Here is an 18466-nt window from a genome sequence, read left to right as displayed (position 1 = left end):
CGGACCTCCTTTCGCGTCACCACAGACTCGTTTCGTTGATACGCTTGGCCAATCGATTGACCGCTATCAGCAGAAGGAAGTTGATGACTGAATTGAACAACCCGATCGCCGATGCGAAGCTGTATTGGCCTTGCACGAGTCCGCTGCGGTACACATACGTGGATATGACGTCGGACGCGTCCATGTTGAGCGGGTTTTGCAGCAGGAACACTTTTTCGAAGCCGACCGACATGAAGCTGCCGACGTTCAAGATCAGCAAGATAACGATGGTTGGCACGATGCTAGGCAGATTGATATGGCGAATCCGCTGCAGGCGAGTAGCACCGTCGATCATGGCCGCTTCGTGCTGCTGCGGGTCGACGTTCGCCAGTGCCGCCAAATAAATGATCGTGCCCCATCCCATGTTCTGCCAGACACCGGATAGGACGAACACCGTTTTGAACCAGCCGGGATCGCTCAGAAACGGGATCGGATGTCCGCCCAGCCCCTTGATCGCCAAATTCACCAGCCCCGTACCGGGAGCCAGAAAGGCGATAACCATCCCCGACATCACGACGACGGAAATGAAGTGAGGCGCATACGTAACCGTTTGCACGATTTTCTTGAATACGCCGTTTCTAAGCTCGTTCAAGGAAAGCGCGAGCAGGATCGGGATCGGCATCCCGATAAGCAGCTCGTAGACGCTGATGCCTAACGTATTTTTAATCAGGCTCCAGAAATAATACGAACCGAAAAACCGCTTCAAATGTTCGAGACCGACCCAGGGGCTGCCCCATATTCCCTTAGTGGCGATGTAGTCTTTGAACGCGATTTGCACGCCGTACATCGGGATATAGTGGAAAATAATGAAGTAGGCGAGCGTAGGCAAAGCGAACGCGTACAGCTCCCAGTTTTTATACAGCTGTCTCCAGCGGCTCTTGCGAGTTTTCAAGCGGGTTTCCTCGGAAGGAAACGATGCGGAATTCACGGTCGCCACGCTAGAACCTCCTTTCGCTTGAATGATGATGCCATCATAGCGGGGAAGGCCGGCAAGCGTAAACTTGTCATTCATGCCGCCACATTGTCGTTCTTTACAATCTACAGCAAAACTCCCTTACACATCGAAAGGGAGTTTGACAATGCGTCTACAACGCCTTATGGGGCCGTTCGCCGTACAACTCGCGGTATTGTCCGAGAGTGAGACCCTCCGCCTTTTTGAACTTGCGCATGAAGTTCGGCACGTCGATATACCCTACGCTGGTTACGATGTCCTTGATGACCTTGTCCGTGCAGCGCAGCTCCCGTTTGACCTCCTCCATCCGCATGTACGTCAATAGTTCCGTGAAGGTAAGTCCCGTCTGATCCTTCAGAAACCGGCTGAAATACGAAATCGAGATTTGAAAGTGGTCGGCGATCCTCTCCAAATTCAACTCATACTCCCGGTAATGCTGCCGGATATAATCCAGGATGGCGTCGCGCAGCGCATGGTTTTTGCTTTCCTTGCTCGCGAGCACATGATCGCAAATGCCGGCGACAAGCCGGTTCATGACGGCGCCAAGCTCCTCCAGCGACGTAAACTCCGTGAGGGCGAGCCGGTTGTCGGCCGACAGCTCGAAGCGGAGCTCATTCATCGTGCGCAGCACCGTGTTGATCAGATCGTAGCACATGCACTTGAGATAAAAAAAGGACATCTCCTTCCCGCTCAGGTCGGCCAGGATGGCCGACATCGCCGCGTTCGCCATATCCCTGTCGCCCTGCTTGATGCTTTGGACGAGGCGTACCTGCTCTTCGACCGGATACCAGCCTTCGCTCTCCTGCCAAGCCGTGATTTCGTCGAAAAAGATGACGAATCCCTGGCGTCCCTGGATCTTGTAATCGGCCGCAGCCATCGCCTCGATGTAGGAGCGATTGATGTCCACCAGCCCGCGAACGGGATTCCCGACGCCGATCGTCGGCTTGATCGGATAGATGCGTTCCAGATGCTCCGCGACGTCTGCCACGATGCGCTCCTGCTTCACGCGCACGCTTTCTCGGCTATCGGTCAGGTTAACCACGATCGCAAAAGCGTTCTCATGAATCAATTCAACGCCGAGCAAGCTCGACACCCCATCTGAAGGGAGGGAGCGAATCGCCTCTTCGCGCTTTTTCGTAGAGACGTATTCCCGCGAATCCAGCGTGACGATCGCCACGAAAAACGTACTGCCGGCAAACGAGATGCCTTCGCTTGCCATGAACGCCTCGATGTCGCCCGGCGATTTGATATGCCCCATCAGCAGCTTCTGGAAAAACTGCTCCTGCGCTACCGGTCGCAAATGATCGATCCTCTGCAGCAAATCCCGGTTCGCATCGACCGTTTTGCGGATCATCTCCCATTCATCGCGGCCTGCCGGAGGCGATCCGTGCTTCGGCTGGATGGCGCGAATATGCTCGACAATGCTGCGGATCGGCCGGTATTGAAGGCGCGAGAGCACGGCCGCCGCGGCGAGCCCGATGCAGACGACCGACACGCAGAGCAGCAGCACGAGCGTTTTCATCTTGAGCAGTCTGCCCATGAACTGATTCGTCGGCATGATGGCCGCATACGACCACCCGGTAATCGTCGACTTCGTTACCATCACCGAGTAGCGCTCGCCGCCGATGACGGTGTTGTGGATGCCCGCGTCAGCGTTTTGGAGCAGCGCCTCATCCGCTTCCATCTTGCTGAGGCTGCTGCCCTCGCTCCGCGAAGCGAGCGTGACGCCCTTCTCGTCCATGACGTAGACGGCGCCCCTGAAATCGCCGAGCAGCGGCTTGATGCGGTCGGTAAACATCGATTCCCGGATCAGGAACATGACGGTGCCGTATGGCGACGGAGCGTTGCGCGGGATCGGGAACAAATACGTCATCACACTCGCGCGTTCGCTGTTGCCGATCGTCACCGTCTCCGCCGGGCGGATATGAAATCGGCGGCTGTCGTTCAAATCGTCTAACAAACGGAGCCCGTTCCAGTCGCTGAAACCGTAGATCGACTTTGTAAACGTACTCATCGAGTTTTTGCCGGTTGAGGAATAAATTTCATCGTCTCCGCGAAAATAGAGGAGCACCTCGTCCACGAGAGCATTGTTTGCCTTGTATTTGCCGAGCTCCTCGATCGCTTCGATGCTGTTGTAGCTGCCATTACGCACCATATAGGGAGTCAGACGAGGATCGATGGACATGCGCGCCGCCGTCTTGTCCAGCCCTTGGACGAGCAGGTCGAACGAATCCTTCACCTGATCCAGCTTGTTCAAATTCGCCGATTCGATCTCCTGTCTTAAGCTGACGATGGCGTTATAGTAGACAAACACGGCAAAGACGACAAACGGAACCGCAAAGACGAGCAGATAAGACATAAACATCCGGAACCAGACATTGGACTTCGGCTTCAATCGGCTCATGCTGTTGGACTCCCTTCGCACATGTTTTTCTATTCGTAAGCACCAAGCGCCCCCTACTCCAGCCGCAGTCTGACGAACTGCTTGTACAGGCCGTCCTCGTGCAGTACCATCCATTCGGCCAAGCACTGCCTCATTTTCCTTAGCAGCGCAGCGCTGCCTTCGTCGGATGCCAGATTGCGCATTTCATACGGGTCGGCAGCCAAATCGTACAGCTCGTCCAGATCGCCGCAGTTGAACACGTATTTGATGGCTCCATGGCGAATCATCCGCTGCGTGAACATCACGCTCTCTAGTCCGGCGCCTTCCGTCACGATGCAGTCCGGCCAGTCCGGCAGCTGCTCCTGTTCCAGCATGGGGGCGAACGAGCGCCCGTCCGCGCCCGGGAACGGCTCGGCGCCGGCCAGGTCCACGATCGTTGCGTGAATGTCGCAGGTGCCGACGAACCGCTCCTCCCGCCGCGCTGCGCCTAGTCCTGCGGCCGGTTTGACGATCAGCGGGATATGGCATGTTTCTTCGTACATGAAATACGATTTGTCGCACAGCCCGCCGTGAATGCCGAGCGATTCGCCGTGATCCGCCGTGAAGATGACGACCGTGTCGTCATACACGCCATGCCGGCGCAAATGGTCGAGCACGCGGCCGATCTGCTCATCGATGCAGCTCATGAACGCGTAATAATGCTTGATATACGGCACGAAATCGTTCCACTCCGTCGTGTTGCCCTTCTTGATGCGGTGGATCGACGGCTTGTCCTTCCGTTCGTCCTTGAAGTTCGGCCACGGCTCCAGCTCGGCGTCGCGATACAAGTCGAGGAAGCACGTCGGCGCCACATACGGCTCATGCGGTCCCCAGAAGTTCAGCGAGAAGAAAAACGGGCGATCCCGTTTGCGAAACTCGTCGATATAATGTATCGCGCGCTCCGCCAAGTAATAGTCGACGGTCGATTCGACGGGGGACGTAATTTCTCCCGCATAATGGTACTCGAAATGACCGCTTACTTTGTTTTCAATTTTCAGTTCCAGCCCGTTTTCTTTCAAATACGTTTGAAACAGCGGGTACGTCATACCTCCGCCCCCGTGGCCGCCGAAGTCGTCGCCCTCATAGCCGAGATCGGTCGGCAGCGACCGGAAGCCGGCGGCGATTTCCGGGAATTGCATGTAGGCGAGATTGCCGCGCAGGTATTGGCCCATTTCCGGCCCGAATCCGAGATGCCATTTGCCTGTATAGCCGATGCTGTACGATTGGCTCTCCAGTTGGCGGCTCAGCAGCCGGGGCATATCCGGAAGCTCCTGCACCGTCGAACCGAGGCCGTAGCTATTCGTCTGCATCCCATGCTTGAACGGGTAGAGCCCCGTCTGCATCGACGCGCGCGCAGGCGTGCATACGGGACAGCTCGTGTAGGCGTTCGCGAAAACGACACTTTCCTCCGCGAGACGGTCTAGGTGAGGCGTTTGGCATACACTTCCGCCATAAGCGCGCAGCGTGTCGATCCGCTGCTGGTCGGTCTGAATGAACAGGATATTCGGCCGGCGGTTGGCCGTTTCCGTATGATTTGCCATGAGATGGTTGCCTCCCTAATCTGATGCTGGAATGGTTCAACCCCCATTATGGCGTCAATTGCCCCCGCGGCGTAAATATGTCGATTGTGCTGCCCATTGTCGGTTCTTTACAAGCGTGATCCTCCAAATTACAAATCATATGATCTAATAGTATAGCATTGTTCCCGAATGTGATAAGCGATAACTTCCTTCCAATTCCCTATTTCCTTGCACGCGGCAGCATTCGGCGCATGCGAAAGAAAGGAGCCTTTCCCCCAAAGACCAACGATCTCGGAGAGGGCCCCTTTAGAAAAGAATTGGTTCGGTACTATACCATACGGCGTCCGCTTACGCTCGTCCAGTCTCCGGACGGGATGGCCGCGTACCGGGAGAAGGCGGCCGGCGGATACACATACGTCCATGCTTGCAGCTGTCGGCTCCCGCCCTGCGATTCGTCCCTTACCGTCACCTGAATCCGTTCGTATTCATTGCGCGGATCGCCCGGGCCGTAATACGTCTCCAGTTCGTCCAAACCTGCGCCCGCTTCAGTCCAATTCACCGCGTACAACTCGCCTGCTACGAGCCCTTCGCCGAGTTGGAACAATGCCGGGTACCCTTTCCCGGTATCGGCCAGCTTGCCGGTGACGAATGCTTTTCTCGATACGCACACCGCTCCCCGCAACACACCATGGTTCGCCTCCCCCATACGCAGCGTCCCATACACGAACAGCAGCACCGGTTCCATCCTTATTTTCCCCCTTATCTTCCAGCGGCGAGCGGCAGTCTAATTTCAATCAAAGTACCTTCATTTACCTTGCTTTGATACGCAATACTCCCATGGTGCTGCTTAATAATTTTATGACTGATCATCAGACCGAGCCCTGTCCCTTTTTCTTTCAAGCTATAAAAGGGCTGGCCTAATCGAGGGATTAACTCCTTGGGGATCCCGCAGCCTTGATCTTGAATCGAAATAAGGCACTCCTCTTCCGCTACTTTTTGCAAGCTGATATAGATCTCTCCGCCATCAGGCATAGACTCTATAGCGTTCTTCAAAACATTGAGAAACACTTGCTTCAATTGATTTTTTTCGCCTGTTACCGGAAAACCGATTCCGGAATAATTACGTTTAAATTCGATATTCTTCAAAAGGGTCTGAGGAGTCAGAAACTCGAGCGTATATTCAATCAGCTCTTGTACATCCATACGAGTAAGCTGAGCCGCTTGAGGTTTGGCCATAGAGAGAAGTTCACTAGTAATCGTTTCAATGCGTTCGAGCTCATCCAGGAGCAAATCATTATACTTTATCGAAGGATTCTCCCGTTTATAGACCTGAAGAAACCCTTTTATCGTTGTGAGGGGGTTGCGTATTTCATGTGCCACACCTGCTGCCAGCTCCCCGACAATGGATAGCTTCTCGGATTGCAAGAGGAATTGTTCCGCTTTTTTGCGCTCGGAGATATCGCGGCTGATCATGACGATATGCCGGGTCGTCCCTTCTTCTCCCTTAACCGGTCTACAGAGAGACTCAAACTGGATCCAATGGCCTTCTTTGTGCTTGAGCCTGATTTCCATGGAGTGCGTGTTCTTATTTTCAAACATCTTCTCGATGGTATCCCTGAACATTCCCGCATCGTCCGGATCTACGATTTTATAGAACTCAGCACCTTCCAATTCAAGGCTCGGATATCCCAGAACGAGCTCGTGGGAAGGAGAAATATAACTAACCGAATAATCTTTATCCAAAACCATAATCAAGTCGGATGTATTCTCGGCAATTAGCCGATATTTGGACTCGCTTGCCTCCAATGTCTTCTCCATATATTGGTTCTCAGTAATGATTCTGCGAAGCCTCTCATTCGATTCAATGAGCAAGCTCCCAAGGATTACGCCTAACATCACAAACAACAAATACTGAAGATGAAAAAGCGGTTTATCGACTAAAATGTGAAATGAAAATACGGTAGTTAAATACAAAACAATATAGACTCCAAAAAAGGCCATACTTTTTTTCAGAGGGGTGAGACGTGATCGTGATATAAAGAGATGGAAAATCGAAAAAACCAGCATAATGAATGCCCAGCCAATAATAGCGGGAGGCCAGTTGCCGCTTGCAAGCAGCCTTGTGGTTAAGGCAAAAAAACCGGTTATTAAACCTGCTGCCGGTCCCAGATAGGCGAATACCAGAATGACAGGGGCATAGCGAATGTCGTAAGAATAGCCTTGTTGCTTAACCGACAACATAACAAGGATTATCGAAACGATCCCCCCGTAGAGACCTATCCAAAGGTTCAGTTGCTTAAGCGGCCGAAGATGAAGGAAAGAACGGATAACCAAGGGTGTACTGACCAGGAGTGAAAAAATGGAGAGATTAACGATGTAGTCAAATAGAAACAACATTTCTACACCCGCTCATTGGTTGTTAGGATGAACATACTTTTCTATCATAAACGACAGAGATCGCGATTTCTATATGAGATGTTTTACGAATACAACTAAGGAGCAATTCGAAACCCGAAAAGGGGTACGGACTGCTCCTTTGATTTTCAGCATGGATAGTTATGGTATTCAAGGGACATCCTACAACGAGGAATTTCACGATTTTGCCAATAACCTATAATTCCTACCTGTTTACAAGGAATATTTACTTGATTTCTGAAATAATGGTGCTATACTGATGAAAGTTCATGAAACAATATTACATTTCAGACACGGAGGAATGCAACCAATGCGCAACAAGAAAGCTTTTTGGACCGCGACCGTGCTCTCCCTGCTGCTCTTCATTACGGCAGCGTGCGGGAAAGCTGCGACTCCATCTCCGGCAGGCACTCCAGCGGCATCGCCGGCGGCCGGCACCCCTAAGAGCGGAGGCAGTCTTGTCATCGGCGTAGCCGACGATCCGAAGGCGCTGAATCCGCTATATGCGGGCGACCGTGTGACGTTAACGATCAATCAGTCGCTCTATGCTCCCTTCTTTTCAATCAACGACGGCAAGAAAACGTTCGTGCTCGCCGAGAGCCTGACGCCTTCTGCCGATTTTTTGAAGTACACTTTGAAGCTGAGAAACAACCTGACTTGGCATGACGGTCAGAAGCTGACGGCCGACGATGTCGTGTTCACGATCAATAGCATTCTGGACGAGAAGCAGCACAGCTTCCTTCGCAGCCTGTTCGTCCTGGACGGCAAGCCGATCACCGTGAAGAAAGTGGACGACACCACGGTAGAATTCAACTTGCCGCAAGTGACCGCGGCGTTCGAGGGTGCGCTCGTTCAAATTTTCCCGATTCCGAAGCACATCTTCGAAGGCGAAGCCGACATCGAGAAGAGCCCGAAAAACGCCAAGCCGGTCGGATCCGGTCCGTTCAAGTTCAAGGAATACAAGGCCAGCGAATATGTCACGCTGGACCGCTTCGACGGCTACTTCGACGGCAAATCGTACTTGGATTCGGTCACGTACCGCATCGCCAAAGACACAAACGCGGCCAACCTGGCGCTTCAGAACGGCGAAATGCAAATGAAGTTCATCGATCCGCAGGACTTCAAGAAGTTCAACGATACGGGCAAGTTCAACCTGATCTCGTTCAACGAAGGCCGCCTCGCCTACATGGCGTACAACATGAACATCGACGTCATGAAGAAGAAGGAAGTTCGCCAAGCGATCTCTTACGCGATCAACCGTGACGAGCTCATTACCGCCTCGTACACGTCGACGGATTTTGCAGAGCCCGCCTCTTCGGTGCTGACGCCCGATACGCTGTACCATACGAAGGATGTCAACACGTACAAGTACGACGCGAACAAAGCAAAGGAATTGCTGAAGACGGCAGGCGTGGATAAACTGAAGCTTCGTCTCGCTTATATTAACTCGAACAAGGCGCAGACGAGCCAAGCGCTCTACATTCAGCAAAAGCTGAAGGACGTCGGGGTGGAAGTCGAACTGATGGCGCTCGACCCTGCAGCTTACAGCCAAAAGTCGACGAACATGAAGAATACCGATTTCGAGCTGTCGCTCGGCGGCTACATCATGGGGTATGAGCCGGATGCGTACAAGTCGCTGTTCATGAGCACGGAAGCTTACAACTACTCGCACTACAACAACAAAGACTTCGACGCCCTCTGGTCCAAGGCGGCGGTCGAGACCGATACGGCGAAACGCGGCGACCTGTACAAGAAAATCCAACAGCAGATCGCGGACGAGAGCCTCTTCTACCCGATCGCTTACACGAAGTCGATCATCGCGATTGACAAAAAGTACGAAGGCTTGAAGGAAGCGGTCACGAAGCCGGTCGTTATGTTTGAGAACCTGAACAAGCTGTACGTCAAGTAATACGTGGTTGTAATCGAATCACGGCCAAGCGAGAATAAGCTGATCGCGCATCAGCTTATTTTCGCTTCCTGATTCGTGGCCCGCTACTATGCTGGAGGGACGCCGATGAACTCATTAATTCTCCGAAGACTGCTGCAGGCTATCCCAATGCTGATCTTCATCTCTATCTTAGCGTTCGCGCTGATCAAGCTGGCGCCGGGCGATCCGGTGCAGACGTTCGTCACTCCGAACATGAGCCCGGAGGACGTCGAACGCATTCGCCATAACCTCGGCCTCGACAAGCCGGCTTATGTGCAATATTTCCTATGGCTCGGCAATGCGCTGCAGGGGAACCTCGGCTATTCGCTCATCAATCACCGGCCCGTGCTGGACCAGGTGCTGGAGCGGCTTCCTGCTACCGCCGGGTTGACGGGGGCGGCGCTTGTCGTCTCTCTCATCTTTGCCATCCCGCTAGGGCTGCTGTCTGGAGCAAATCCGAACCGGTGGATCGATAAGATAATGAACTTTATTTCTTATATCGGCATCTCGATTCCGAGCTTCTGGTTCGCCATGCTGCTCATCTACGTATTCGCCATCCAGCTGCATCTGCTGCCCAGTCTAGGCATGCGAACGATCGGGGTTAGTTCAATCTGGGACATCCTGAAGCATGGGATTCTCCCATGCATCGTGCTCAGCTTCGCCAATTTCGCCGTCTTCATGCGCTATATTCGCTCCAATACGATCGGCCAGCTTCGGGAGGATTATGTGCAGCTTCAGTACGCCTATGGCTCTTCGAAGCGGGAAGTGCTGTTCCGGCATGTGCTGAAGAATGTGCTCCTGCCCGTCATTACGATCCTGGGGCTGTCGCTGCCCGAGCTGGTCGCCGGCGCCATCATTACCGAGACCGTATTCTCGTGGCCGGGGATGGGTTCGTTCGGGGTGTCCGCGATGTTCGGGTTCGACTATCCGATCATTATGGTCATCACGCTGCTCACCTCCATCATGCTCGTAATCGGCAACTTGGTCGCCGACCTGCTCTACACGGTAGCCGATCCGCGCATTAAGGCAGGGGGGTGACGCGAGATGAACAAACGAATCTGGGACAATCTGCTCCGCGGCTTGCTGCTGCGCAAAATCGGTTTCGTCGCCCTCGGCCTGCTCGCACTGTTTTTGATCGCGTCGATCCTCGCTTTCCTGAGTCCGTACGACCCGAATCAGATCGTCGTGCAGGACCGGCTGCAGGCTCCGAATGCGAGCCACTGGTTCGGCACGGACGACTACGGGCGCGATTACTTCACCCGTGCGCTGTACGGCGGCCGCATCTCGCTCTCCGTCGCCTTTCTCGCTATGCTGATCGCCACCGTCGTCGGGACGGCCATCGGCACGATCAGCGGCTACGCCGGAGGCCGGGTTGACGCTCTATTGATGCGGCTCGTCGATATTTTCATGTCTGTGCCTTCGTTCCTGATCATGCTGATCATCAGCGTTTATTTCAAGCCCGGCATTCAGAACATCATTCTGATCATCGGCTTGCTCACATGGATGAACATCGCCCGGCTCGTGCGGGCCGAGACGTTGTCGATCAAAGAGCGCGAGTATGTGCTGTACGCCAAGGTGTCGGGGCAGAGCGCGTTCAAGACGGTAACGATGCACATTTTTCCGAACATCATCTCTACGGTTATCGTAGCGGCAACGATCAATATCGCGACGGCGATTCTTATGGAATCGTCGCTCAGCTTCCTCGGGCTCGGCATTCAACAGCCGAACTCGTCTTGGGGCAGCATGCTGAACAACGCGCAGGGCTATATCGGCGAAGCGCCGCATCTCGCCTTGTTCCCGGGCATCTTCATTTTGCTTACGGTGCTCAGCTTCAACGTTCTGGGCGATTTGCTCCGTATCGCGTTTGAGCCTAGGGTGAACCAGAGGTAGAAAGGAGGCACGCTCAAATGGGCAAACCGCTCTTGGACGTACAAGATTTGAAAACTTCGTTTTTCACCCGCGCGGGTGAAGTGCAAGCCGTACGGGGCGTCAGCTTCCGCATCGCGAAAGGAGAAGTGGTGGGCATCGTGGGAGAGTCCGGCAGCGGCAAAAGCATCACCGCGAAGTCGATCCTCTCCCTCCTCCCTCCGCCGGGGCGCGTGCTGGGCGGCCGCGTGCTCTTCGACGGCGAGGACTTGCTAAGCAAGCCGGAAAAAGAGCTGCGCCGCATTCGCGGCAATCGGATCGCGATGATCTTCCAGGATCCGATGACGTCGCTCAATCCGGTGCGCACGATCGGCGGCCAGCTGACCGAGGTGCTCGTGCGACATCGGAAGCTGAGCCAGCGCCAGGCCGAGGCGCGCGCCGTCGAGCTGCTCCGGCTGGTCGGCATCTCTTCGCCCGAAGCGCGGATGAAGCAATACCCGCACGAGTTCAGCGGCGGGATGCGGCAGCGCGTCGTCATCGCGATGGCGCTGTCGTGCGAGCCGGAGCTGCTCATCGCGGACGAGCCGACGACCGCGCTCGACGTGACGATCCAGGCGCAAATCCTGGAGCTGATGAAGGAGCTGCAGCAGAAAACGGAAACGGCGATTCTGCTCATCACCCACGACCTCGGCGTCGTGGCGCAGATTTGCACCCGTGTCGTCGTTATGTACGGAGGGCTCGTCATGGAGGAGGGTCCCGTGGACGACATCTTCTACAACCCGAAGCATCCGTACACGCACGGCCTGCTTCGCTCGCTGCCGCGGGTTCACAAGGGCTCGCGCGAACGGCTCGTCCCGATCGAGGGGACGCCGCCCGACCTGCTGCACCCGCCGACGGGCTGCCCGTTCGCCGGACGCTGTCCGCACACGATGGACATTTGCTCGGAGCGCCCGCCTTACTTCGACGCCGGACCGGACCATCGGTCGTTGTGCTGGCTGCTCGACGAGCGCGTGAAGGAGAAAGGGGGAGATTCGGATGAGTAAAGAGCTTAAGCTTGAGCACGAGCATGAGCCTGCCGTGCCGCAAAGCCCCCTCGTAAGCGTGCGCCACCTGAAAAAATATTTCCCGGCGAAAAAGAGCTTCTTCGGCCGGACGTTGGAGGAAGTGCGCGCCGTCGATGACGTGAGCTTCGACATTCGCCGCGGCGAGACATTCGGTCTCGTCGGCGAGTCGGGGTCCGGCAAGTCCACGACTGGCCGCAGCGTCATCCGGCTGTACGATGTGTCCGGCGGCGAGATCGTCTATGACGGCCAGGACTTGACGCATATGCCGGAGAAGGGGCTCAAGCCGTACCGCCGCCGGATGCAGGCGATATTCCAGGACCCGTATTCCTCGCTGAATCCGGTGCTGACGGTCACGGAGCTGATCGGCGAGCCGATCGACATTCACCGGGTGTACCCGGCTCGGGAGCGCCGCGACGTCATCTATGAGCTGCTCGAGAAGGTGGGGCTCAAGCGGGAGCATGCCGACCGGTACCCGCACGAATTCAGCGGCGGCCAGCGGCAGCGGATCAGCATCGCCCGCGCGCTTGCGGCGAAGCCGGAGTTCGTCCTATGCGACGAGCCGATCTCGGCGCTCGACGTGTCCGTGCAGGCTCAGGTCGTCAACATGCTTGAGGACCTGCAGGCCGAGCTCGGGCTGACGTACTTGTTCATCGCCCACGATCTGTCGATGGTGCGCCACATCTCCGACCGGATAGGCGTCATGTACTTGGGCGGCCTCGTCGAGGTGGCCGATAGCGACGAGCTGTACGAGCATCCCGCGCACCCGTACACGCAGGCGCTGCTGTCGTCGATCCCGGTGCCCGATCCCCGCGCCGTGCGCCGCGAGCGCATCGTGCTCGGCGGCGACATGCCGAGCCCGCTCTCGCCGCCGTCCGGCTGCAAGTTCCGGACGCGCTGCCCGCACGCGATGGGCGTGTGCGCCGAGGACACCCCGCGGATGAAGGAGATCGCGCCCGGCCACTATGTGGCTTGCCATTTATTCGATAAGGACGAATAATTGGGGAGAGACCTGGTGAGAGAAGTCTGGTGAGAGAAGTCTAGTGAGAGGAGGAGCTAGCGTATGTCGCCTAACCGCGCAAAAGTATCGCAAAACACCGCCATCCTGATCGAAGCCGCCCGCACCTCGGGCATGAGCGACGACGAGCTGATCCGGCTCGCGTCGGCAGGCTCGCCCGAGCCGTTCGCCTCTATCGCCCCGGGCGAGCTCGAGTTCGGCAACCTGATTGACTACGCGGCCACGCAGCCGGAATCGTTCGAACGGGCGGTTCGCGAAGGCTATCAGATCACGTTCAACACGATCAATGGCATGAAGTATTACATCGGCATCCGCTTCGGCCGGATGCGCGAGCGAGACTACCCGAACCTGCCGGACCGCATTGAGGGACTGATGTTGTCGCTGTCCGATGCTTCACGGCTCCGCGAGTCGCTGTCCCCGTTCTGGACCGTCGAAGAGACGGGACGGGACGACGCGCAGGGTACTGTGACGCTGCGCATTTATTTGCCGGCGACGGGGTCGGGGGCGGAGTAAGCCCGTGCTGATTCCGATTCCGCCGCACCGCAGTGCCCAGAACCCTGGCAGAGGAGCGTCTGTACTTGTGTGCCGTCGTTGTAAGGCGAAACTTACAAATTGTAAACCTAATCTTACAACTTCAGCGTAGAATCGTGACGTTTAGAGCAAATTGTAAACCTATCCTCCGTTAATAATAAAGCCGAGTTTACCATTAACGGAACTTTGCCTTACAATCGGCCACTATGCAGCAAAGTCGCGCCTAATATGTAAAGATTGCTAAACTATTTGTTAACATCGCTTTACTAACCAATCCGACAACTGGTCGCAAGAGCTACGTTCCCTCTTATTCGCCAGAAAAAAGGAGCTTGCCCACGGCAAGCTCCTTTTCGCTGTATTCAATTCCACATTATCCTTACGAGCTTACCGCTTCGATCCCTTCTTTTTCACTCCTGCATTCCCGATAATCGAAATCGTCGATTTTACCCGTCGTTACAAGGTAGTAGATCGTAGCTTGGCTGTGAGGAGAAGTTTGCTTCGTAATCCGCAGGTTGCGTTGAATCATTTCATTATAGCGGATCGGATAATCGTAGTGCAGCAGATGGTTGGCCGCGGTAAAATCCAGTCCCGTATTGACCGCATCCGTAACGAGCAGGACCGTTGATCTAGGACTCTTGTTAAACCGGTCATGGATCTGATTCACTTCATGGATGGACATCTGTGCATGCAGCAGGAGAACACCTTCCATCTCCTCATCCGCGGCAAGCTCCCCCAGCAATTCATTCGCCACCGCATTCGACTTGGTCAACACGATCAGTTTTTCCCTGGAGTCCCGGACCTCTTGGATGACCGCCTTCAGCATGTTTATTTTCTGCGGATTCATGTTGCATAACCGAGCCATTTCCTCTTTGACCGCCATCAGTTTCTTTTTCTCGTGGATGGAGGAAGCCCGGCCGTTCCGCTCCGAAGCGGCAAAGTATTCGTTCAAAAGCCCAAGGTATTCGGTTTCAAAGGCCGGTTCCAAGGAGACGGAGATTTGCTTTTCGATCACGTTCATACGGGCAATCATCCTTCCTGGTTATCCGATGTATAGTATAGCAGAACGGCTATACTATACATGTTCGAACCGACTCGCGCCGTAGGGACCGTTGATCGAAAGCTTCCAGCTTTTACACACCCGCCGTTACGGCGTCCGCACCCGCGCGATGCACAGCCCGTCGTACGCTGGCAGCAGCGTGCTCTCGAGCCGCGGGTCGGTCGCGATCGTCTCGTTGAACCGGCGCATCACCTGCACCGAGTTCGACGTGACGCTCGGGTCGACGACCCGGCCGCGCATAAGCGCGTTGTCGCCGACGATGATCGCACCCGGGTTCGCGAGGCGGATCGCCCGCTCCAAATAGTTCAAGTAGTTGCCCTTGTCCGCGTCGATGAAGTAAAGGTCGAACCGGGCGCCTTCCCGCTCCAGCGCGTCCAGGCTGTCGAGCGCTTCCCCGATCCGGTACTCGACCTTGTCGCCGAGCCCGGCGGCCGTCACATGCCGCTTCGCCACCTCCGCGAAGTCCGGCTTCAGCTCGAGCGAGACGACCCGCCCCGTCTCCCCAAGCCCGCGCGCCAGACAGATGCCGCTGTATCCGCCGAGTGCGCCGATCTCGAGCACCCGCTTCGCCCCGCTCATCCGCACGAGCAACGTGAGCAGTCGGCCGTATCCCGGCGCGATCGAGATTTCCGGCATATCCGCCGCCCGGATGCCCTCCGTGACCATCCGAAGGATCGGATCCTCCGCATATAAGCTTTCCGCATATTGTTCCGCCGTCAACTGTTCCGTCATTCTACTGATTCCCCTTCCGAAAATGTGGATCGAGCTGTCCATCGCCGGCCGCCCGTTTGATTTGTAACGCTTGGTCATTTCGCCTATACTTAGCCTATAAATACTAGCCTAAACTTAATTGTATGACTTCCCTCAGGGGATCGCAAACCGGGACGGAGTGGATATAGACAGATGGAGCACATACAGCTGATCGCAACATGCCCGATGGGGCTCGAAGCCTTGGTAGCCCGGGAGGTCCGGGATCTCGGCTATACCGATGTCAGCGTGGAGAACGGGAAGGTCGCCTTCCGCAGCGATTTGCTCGGCATTTGCAGAGCGAACCTGTGGCTGCGCACCGCGGATCGGATCGTCATCAAGATGGGCGAGTTCCCGGCGACGACGTTCGACGAACTGTTCGAGGGCACGAAGGCGCTCGCCTGGCCGGACTGGATTCCCGAGCTCGGGACGTTCCCGGTCAACGGCCGGTCGCACAAGTCGCAGCTGTCGAGCGTCCCTGCCTGCCAAGGCATCGTGAAGAAGGCCGTCGTGGAAAAGATGAAGATGCGCTACCAGACCGACTGGTTCCCGGAGAACGGACCGCGCTACGTCATCGAGGTGACGCTCTTGAACGACATCGCGACGCTGACGCTCGATACGACCGGCTGGAGCTTGCACAAGCGCGGCTACCGCAAGCAGGCGACCGAAGCGCCGCTCAAGGAGACGATGGCCGCCGCGATGGTGCTGCTGAGCCGTTGGCGGCCCGGCCGGCCGCTCCACGACCCGTTCTGCGGGTCGGGCACGATCCCGATCGAGGCGGCGATGATCGGCTGGAACTTGGCGCCGGGCCTCCGGCGCTCCTTCGACGCCGAAGCGTGGGACGCGCTGCCGAAGGCGCTGTGGGACCAGGCGCGCGAAGAGGCGTACGACCTCGTGCGCGACGACGAGCCGCTCGAGCTCGTCGGCTCCGATATCGACCGCGAGGCGATCGGGGTCGCGCTTGCGAATGCCAAGGGCGCGGGCCTAGCCAAGGAAATCTCGTTCTACGAGGCGCCCGTGGCCAGGTGGAAGCCGGAGGGCGACTACGGCGTCCTCATTACGAATCCGCCATACGGCGAGCGCATCGGCACCTCCGACGAGGTCGAGCGCGTCATCCGCCAGCTCGGCTCGGTCTACAGCGGGCTCGACACATGGTCCGCGTTCGTGCTGAGCCCGAGCAAGCAGTTCGAGCATTACTTCGGCCGGACCGCGGACAAGAAGCGCAAGCTGTTCAACGGGCGGATCGAGTGTGCGCTGCTGCAGTATCTTGGCCCGCTGCCGCCGCGCCGGCGGGATGAGACAGATTCATCTGAATGATCCCTAAAGGAGAGCGATTTTGTTGCCGGAAACAACCCCAATCCTAACAGCGGGCGTATATTTGCGATACCGGGACGCCTTCGTATTCCAATGCGGACCTAACCCGAAGACCGGCCAATTGGCCCTCGTACGCGTCGGCGGTCACGTCGATCCCGGGGAGACCGTCGAGGCCGCCGCAGTGCGGGAAGCGTTGGAGGAGACCGGCTGTCGGGTCACGCTGCTCCATTCTCCGTCGACGTATCAATGGGACCCGGCGGGGGACGCGTCCCCGAGCGAGATAACCGACCAAGAACCTCGATACGTCGTGAAGCCCGTTCTGCGGATGGGCCACAATGCGATGTTCTGGGCCGTGACCGACGACGTCCCCCGACTGGCCTCCGAGACGCAGGGGCTCGTCCTGCTCACCGCGGCGGATATAGCCCGGCTCGCCGACGGCCAAGCGACTTACGGCGACTTCACCGCATGGGGCGGCCGATGCCTGTCCCGCTCACCCTACGAGGCTCAGCTTCCGATACAGCCGTTTCCTCAATTCCGATTCCTCGCCTGGCTGCTCCACAACAATCCGCAATTGGCCGCAAATGTGTTCGTATCGGCGAACTAGCCTACAATCCCGGCGAACGTGCCCTCAGTCGGTTGAATATCCAAGTTTACGCCCCGCGCCGCGCATGGTAAGATACACCCAGAATCTGTAGCGGAGAGGGGCGTTTTTGACTGTGAAAATTTATGTAGCCGTGGATATGGAAGGCATCGGCGGGATCATCCACACGTCGCAGCTTATGAAGGGCGAAGGGATGTACGAAGAATCGCGGCGGCTCTTGACCGACGAGGTCAATGCGGTCGTGGAAGGGCTGCTCCAGGCCGGAGCGACCGAGATTATCGTGCGGGATGTGCATGCGACGGGCATTAACTTCGTTCCCGACCGGCTGCATCCGGGGGCTTCGTACTTCATGGGGGCGACCTCGTTCAAGGAGCGGTTCCCCGGCATCGACGCCTCGTTCGACGGCGCGTTCCTGATCGGGTACCACGCGATGGCAGGCGTGGCCCAGGCCGTGCGCGACCATACATACTCGAGCCGCTCGTTCTCCTCCGTCAAGCTGAACGGCCGCCCGGTCGGGGAGATCGGCCTGGACGGCCTGCTGCTCGGCCAATACGGCGTGCCGGTCCTGCTCGTGACCGGCGACGACAAGACGTGTGAGGAAGCGAAGCAAGAGCTCGGTCAGGGCGTGGCCACCTATTGTACGAAGAAGGCTTGGGGCCGCCACAGCGCCTTGATGATCCCGCCACAGCGGGTACGCACGGAGATCAAGGAGGCGATCGGCGAAGCGATCCGCAATCGAGCCGAGTGCCGCCCGCACCGCATCGAAGGCCCGTACGAGCTCACGGTCCAATATTTAAGCACCGACCTGGCTGACGGCCGCTACTGCGACGGCGTCCAATCCGAGCGACTCGATGGGCTGACGATCCGCACGAAGGATACCGACTTGATCCGGCTTATGTCCCGAGGCATCTAGTCCCTCGCAGGCCGGGGAGAAGCCCCTCTTCTCCTCGGCCTTTTCCATGTCCGACTTCGTCCAACTATGGTACTATGGAAGCA

General features: G+C 56.7%; 16 protein-coding genes. 9 read left to right on the top strand and 7 right to left on the bottom strand.

The features are described 5' to 3' along the window. Positions 1-16: 16 nt before the first annotated feature. From ACI5FR_RS20655 to ACI5FR_RS20635, 5 genes are all read right to left on the bottom strand, one after another. Positions 17-976 (bottom strand): ABC transporter permease, encoded by a 960-nt coding sequence (locus ACI5FR_RS20655; protein WP_405457784.1) that lies wholly within the window; start codon positions 974-976, stop codon positions 17-19. A gap of 148 nt (positions 977-1124) precedes the next feature. Continuing rightward, complete coding sequence (locus tag ACI5FR_RS20650; RefSeq protein ID WP_405457781.1) at positions 1125-3395, bottom strand: helix-turn-helix domain-containing protein; 2271 nt, start codon at positions 3393-3395, stop codon at positions 1125-1127. 53 nt (positions 3396-3448) lie between these two features. Next, on the bottom strand, positions 3449-4954 hold the full coding sequence (locus ACI5FR_RS20645; protein WP_405457779.1) for a sulfatase family protein: 1506 nt from the start codon (positions 4952-4954) through the stop codon (positions 3449-3451). A 307-nt stretch (positions 4955-5261) separates the two neighbouring features. Further along, positions 5262-5678: a gamma-glutamylcyclotransferase family protein gene (locus tag ACI5FR_RS20640; protein ID WP_405457777.1), complete on the bottom strand. Its 417-nt coding sequence runs from the start codon at positions 5676-5678 to the stop codon at positions 5262-5264. 14 nt (positions 5679-5692) lie between these two features. Next, positions 5693-7330, bottom strand: a complete 1638-nt coding sequence (locus ACI5FR_RS20635; protein ID WP_405457775.1) for an ATP-binding protein — start codon at positions 7328-7330, stop codon at positions 5693-5695. A gap of 328 nt (positions 7331-7658) precedes the next feature. Here ACI5FR_RS20635 and ACI5FR_RS20630 point away from each other — a divergent pair, with 328 nt between their 5' ends. The 6 genes from ACI5FR_RS20630 to ACI5FR_RS20605 all read left to right on the top strand — a co-directional run bounded on the left by ACI5FR_RS20630 (position 7659) and on the right by ACI5FR_RS20605 (position 13733). After that, positions 7659-9257 (top strand): ABC transporter substrate-binding protein, encoded by a 1599-nt coding sequence (locus tag ACI5FR_RS20630; protein ID WP_405457772.1) that lies wholly within the window; start codon positions 7659-7661, stop codon positions 9255-9257. A 105-nt stretch (positions 9258-9362) separates the two neighbouring features. Next, positions 9363-10313: an ABC transporter permease gene (locus tag ACI5FR_RS20625; protein ID WP_405457771.1), complete on the top strand. Its 951-nt coding sequence runs from the start codon at positions 9363-9365 to the stop codon at positions 10311-10313. A 6-nt stretch (positions 10314-10319) separates the two neighbouring features. Then, positions 10320-11165 carry an ABC transporter permease gene (locus ACI5FR_RS20620; RefSeq protein ID WP_405457769.1) on the top strand — a complete coding sequence of 282 codons (846 nt, stop codon included), beginning with the start codon at positions 10320-10322 and terminating at the stop codon, positions 11163-11165. 17 nt (positions 11166-11182) lie between these two features. Then, positions 11183-12184 carry an ABC transporter ATP-binding protein gene (locus ACI5FR_RS20615; RefSeq protein WP_405457767.1) on the top strand — a complete coding sequence of 334 codons (1002 nt, stop codon included), beginning with the start codon at positions 11183-11185 and terminating at the stop codon, positions 12182-12184. A gap of 34 nt (positions 12185-12218) precedes the next feature. Then, entirely contained in the window at positions 12219-13202 is a 984-nt protein-coding gene (locus tag ACI5FR_RS20610) for an ABC transporter ATP-binding protein (protein ID WP_405457827.1), read from the top strand. A 63-nt stretch (positions 13203-13265) separates the two neighbouring features. Further along, on the top strand, positions 13266-13733 hold the full coding sequence (locus ACI5FR_RS20605; protein WP_405457765.1) for a hypothetical protein: 468 nt from the start codon (positions 13266-13268) through the stop codon (positions 13731-13733). 394 nt (positions 13734-14127) lie between these two features. On the opposite strand, the gene ACI5FR_RS20600 is transcribed toward ACI5FR_RS20605, so the two are convergent. Both ACI5FR_RS20600 and ACI5FR_RS20595 read right to left on the bottom strand, forming a co-directional pair. Then, positions 14128-14769 carry a C-terminal helicase domain-containing protein gene (locus ACI5FR_RS20600; RefSeq protein ID WP_405457762.1) on the bottom strand — a complete coding sequence of 214 codons (642 nt, stop codon included), beginning with the start codon at positions 14767-14769 and terminating at the stop codon, positions 14128-14130. Between the two features lie 126 nt (positions 14770-14895). Next, positions 14896-15540 (bottom strand): O-methyltransferase, encoded by a 645-nt coding sequence (locus ACI5FR_RS20595; protein WP_405457760.1) that lies wholly within the window; start codon positions 15538-15540, stop codon positions 14896-14898. 171 nt (positions 15541-15711) lie between these two features. Here ACI5FR_RS20595 and ACI5FR_RS20590 point away from each other — a divergent pair, with 171 nt between their 5' ends. The 3 genes from ACI5FR_RS20590 to ACI5FR_RS20580 all read left to right on the top strand — a co-directional run bounded on the left by ACI5FR_RS20590 (position 15712) and on the right by ACI5FR_RS20580 (position 18383). Further along, entirely contained in the window at positions 15712-16872 is a 1161-nt protein-coding gene (locus ACI5FR_RS20590; RefSeq protein WP_405457758.1) for a THUMP domain-containing class I SAM-dependent RNA methyltransferase, read from the top strand. A 22-nt stretch (positions 16873-16894) separates the two neighbouring features. Continuing rightward, positions 16895-17473, top strand: a complete 579-nt coding sequence (locus ACI5FR_RS20585; protein ID WP_405457756.1) for an NUDIX hydrolase — start codon at positions 16895-16897, stop codon at positions 17471-17473. Between the two features lie 112 nt (positions 17474-17585). Beyond that, positions 17586-18383 (top strand): M55 family metallopeptidase, encoded by a 798-nt coding sequence (locus tag ACI5FR_RS20580; protein ID WP_405457825.1) that lies wholly within the window; start codon positions 17586-17588, stop codon positions 18381-18383. Positions 18384-18466: the final 83 nt, after the last annotated feature.

This window comes from Paenibacillus sp. HJGM_3 (assembly GCF_045062745.1).
GTDB lineage: Bacteria > Bacillota > Bacilli > Paenibacillales > NBRC-103111 > Paenibacillus_AA.
Note: the sequence above shows the minus strand (reverse complement) of the source record. Positions and strands in the feature narration are given on the sequence as shown.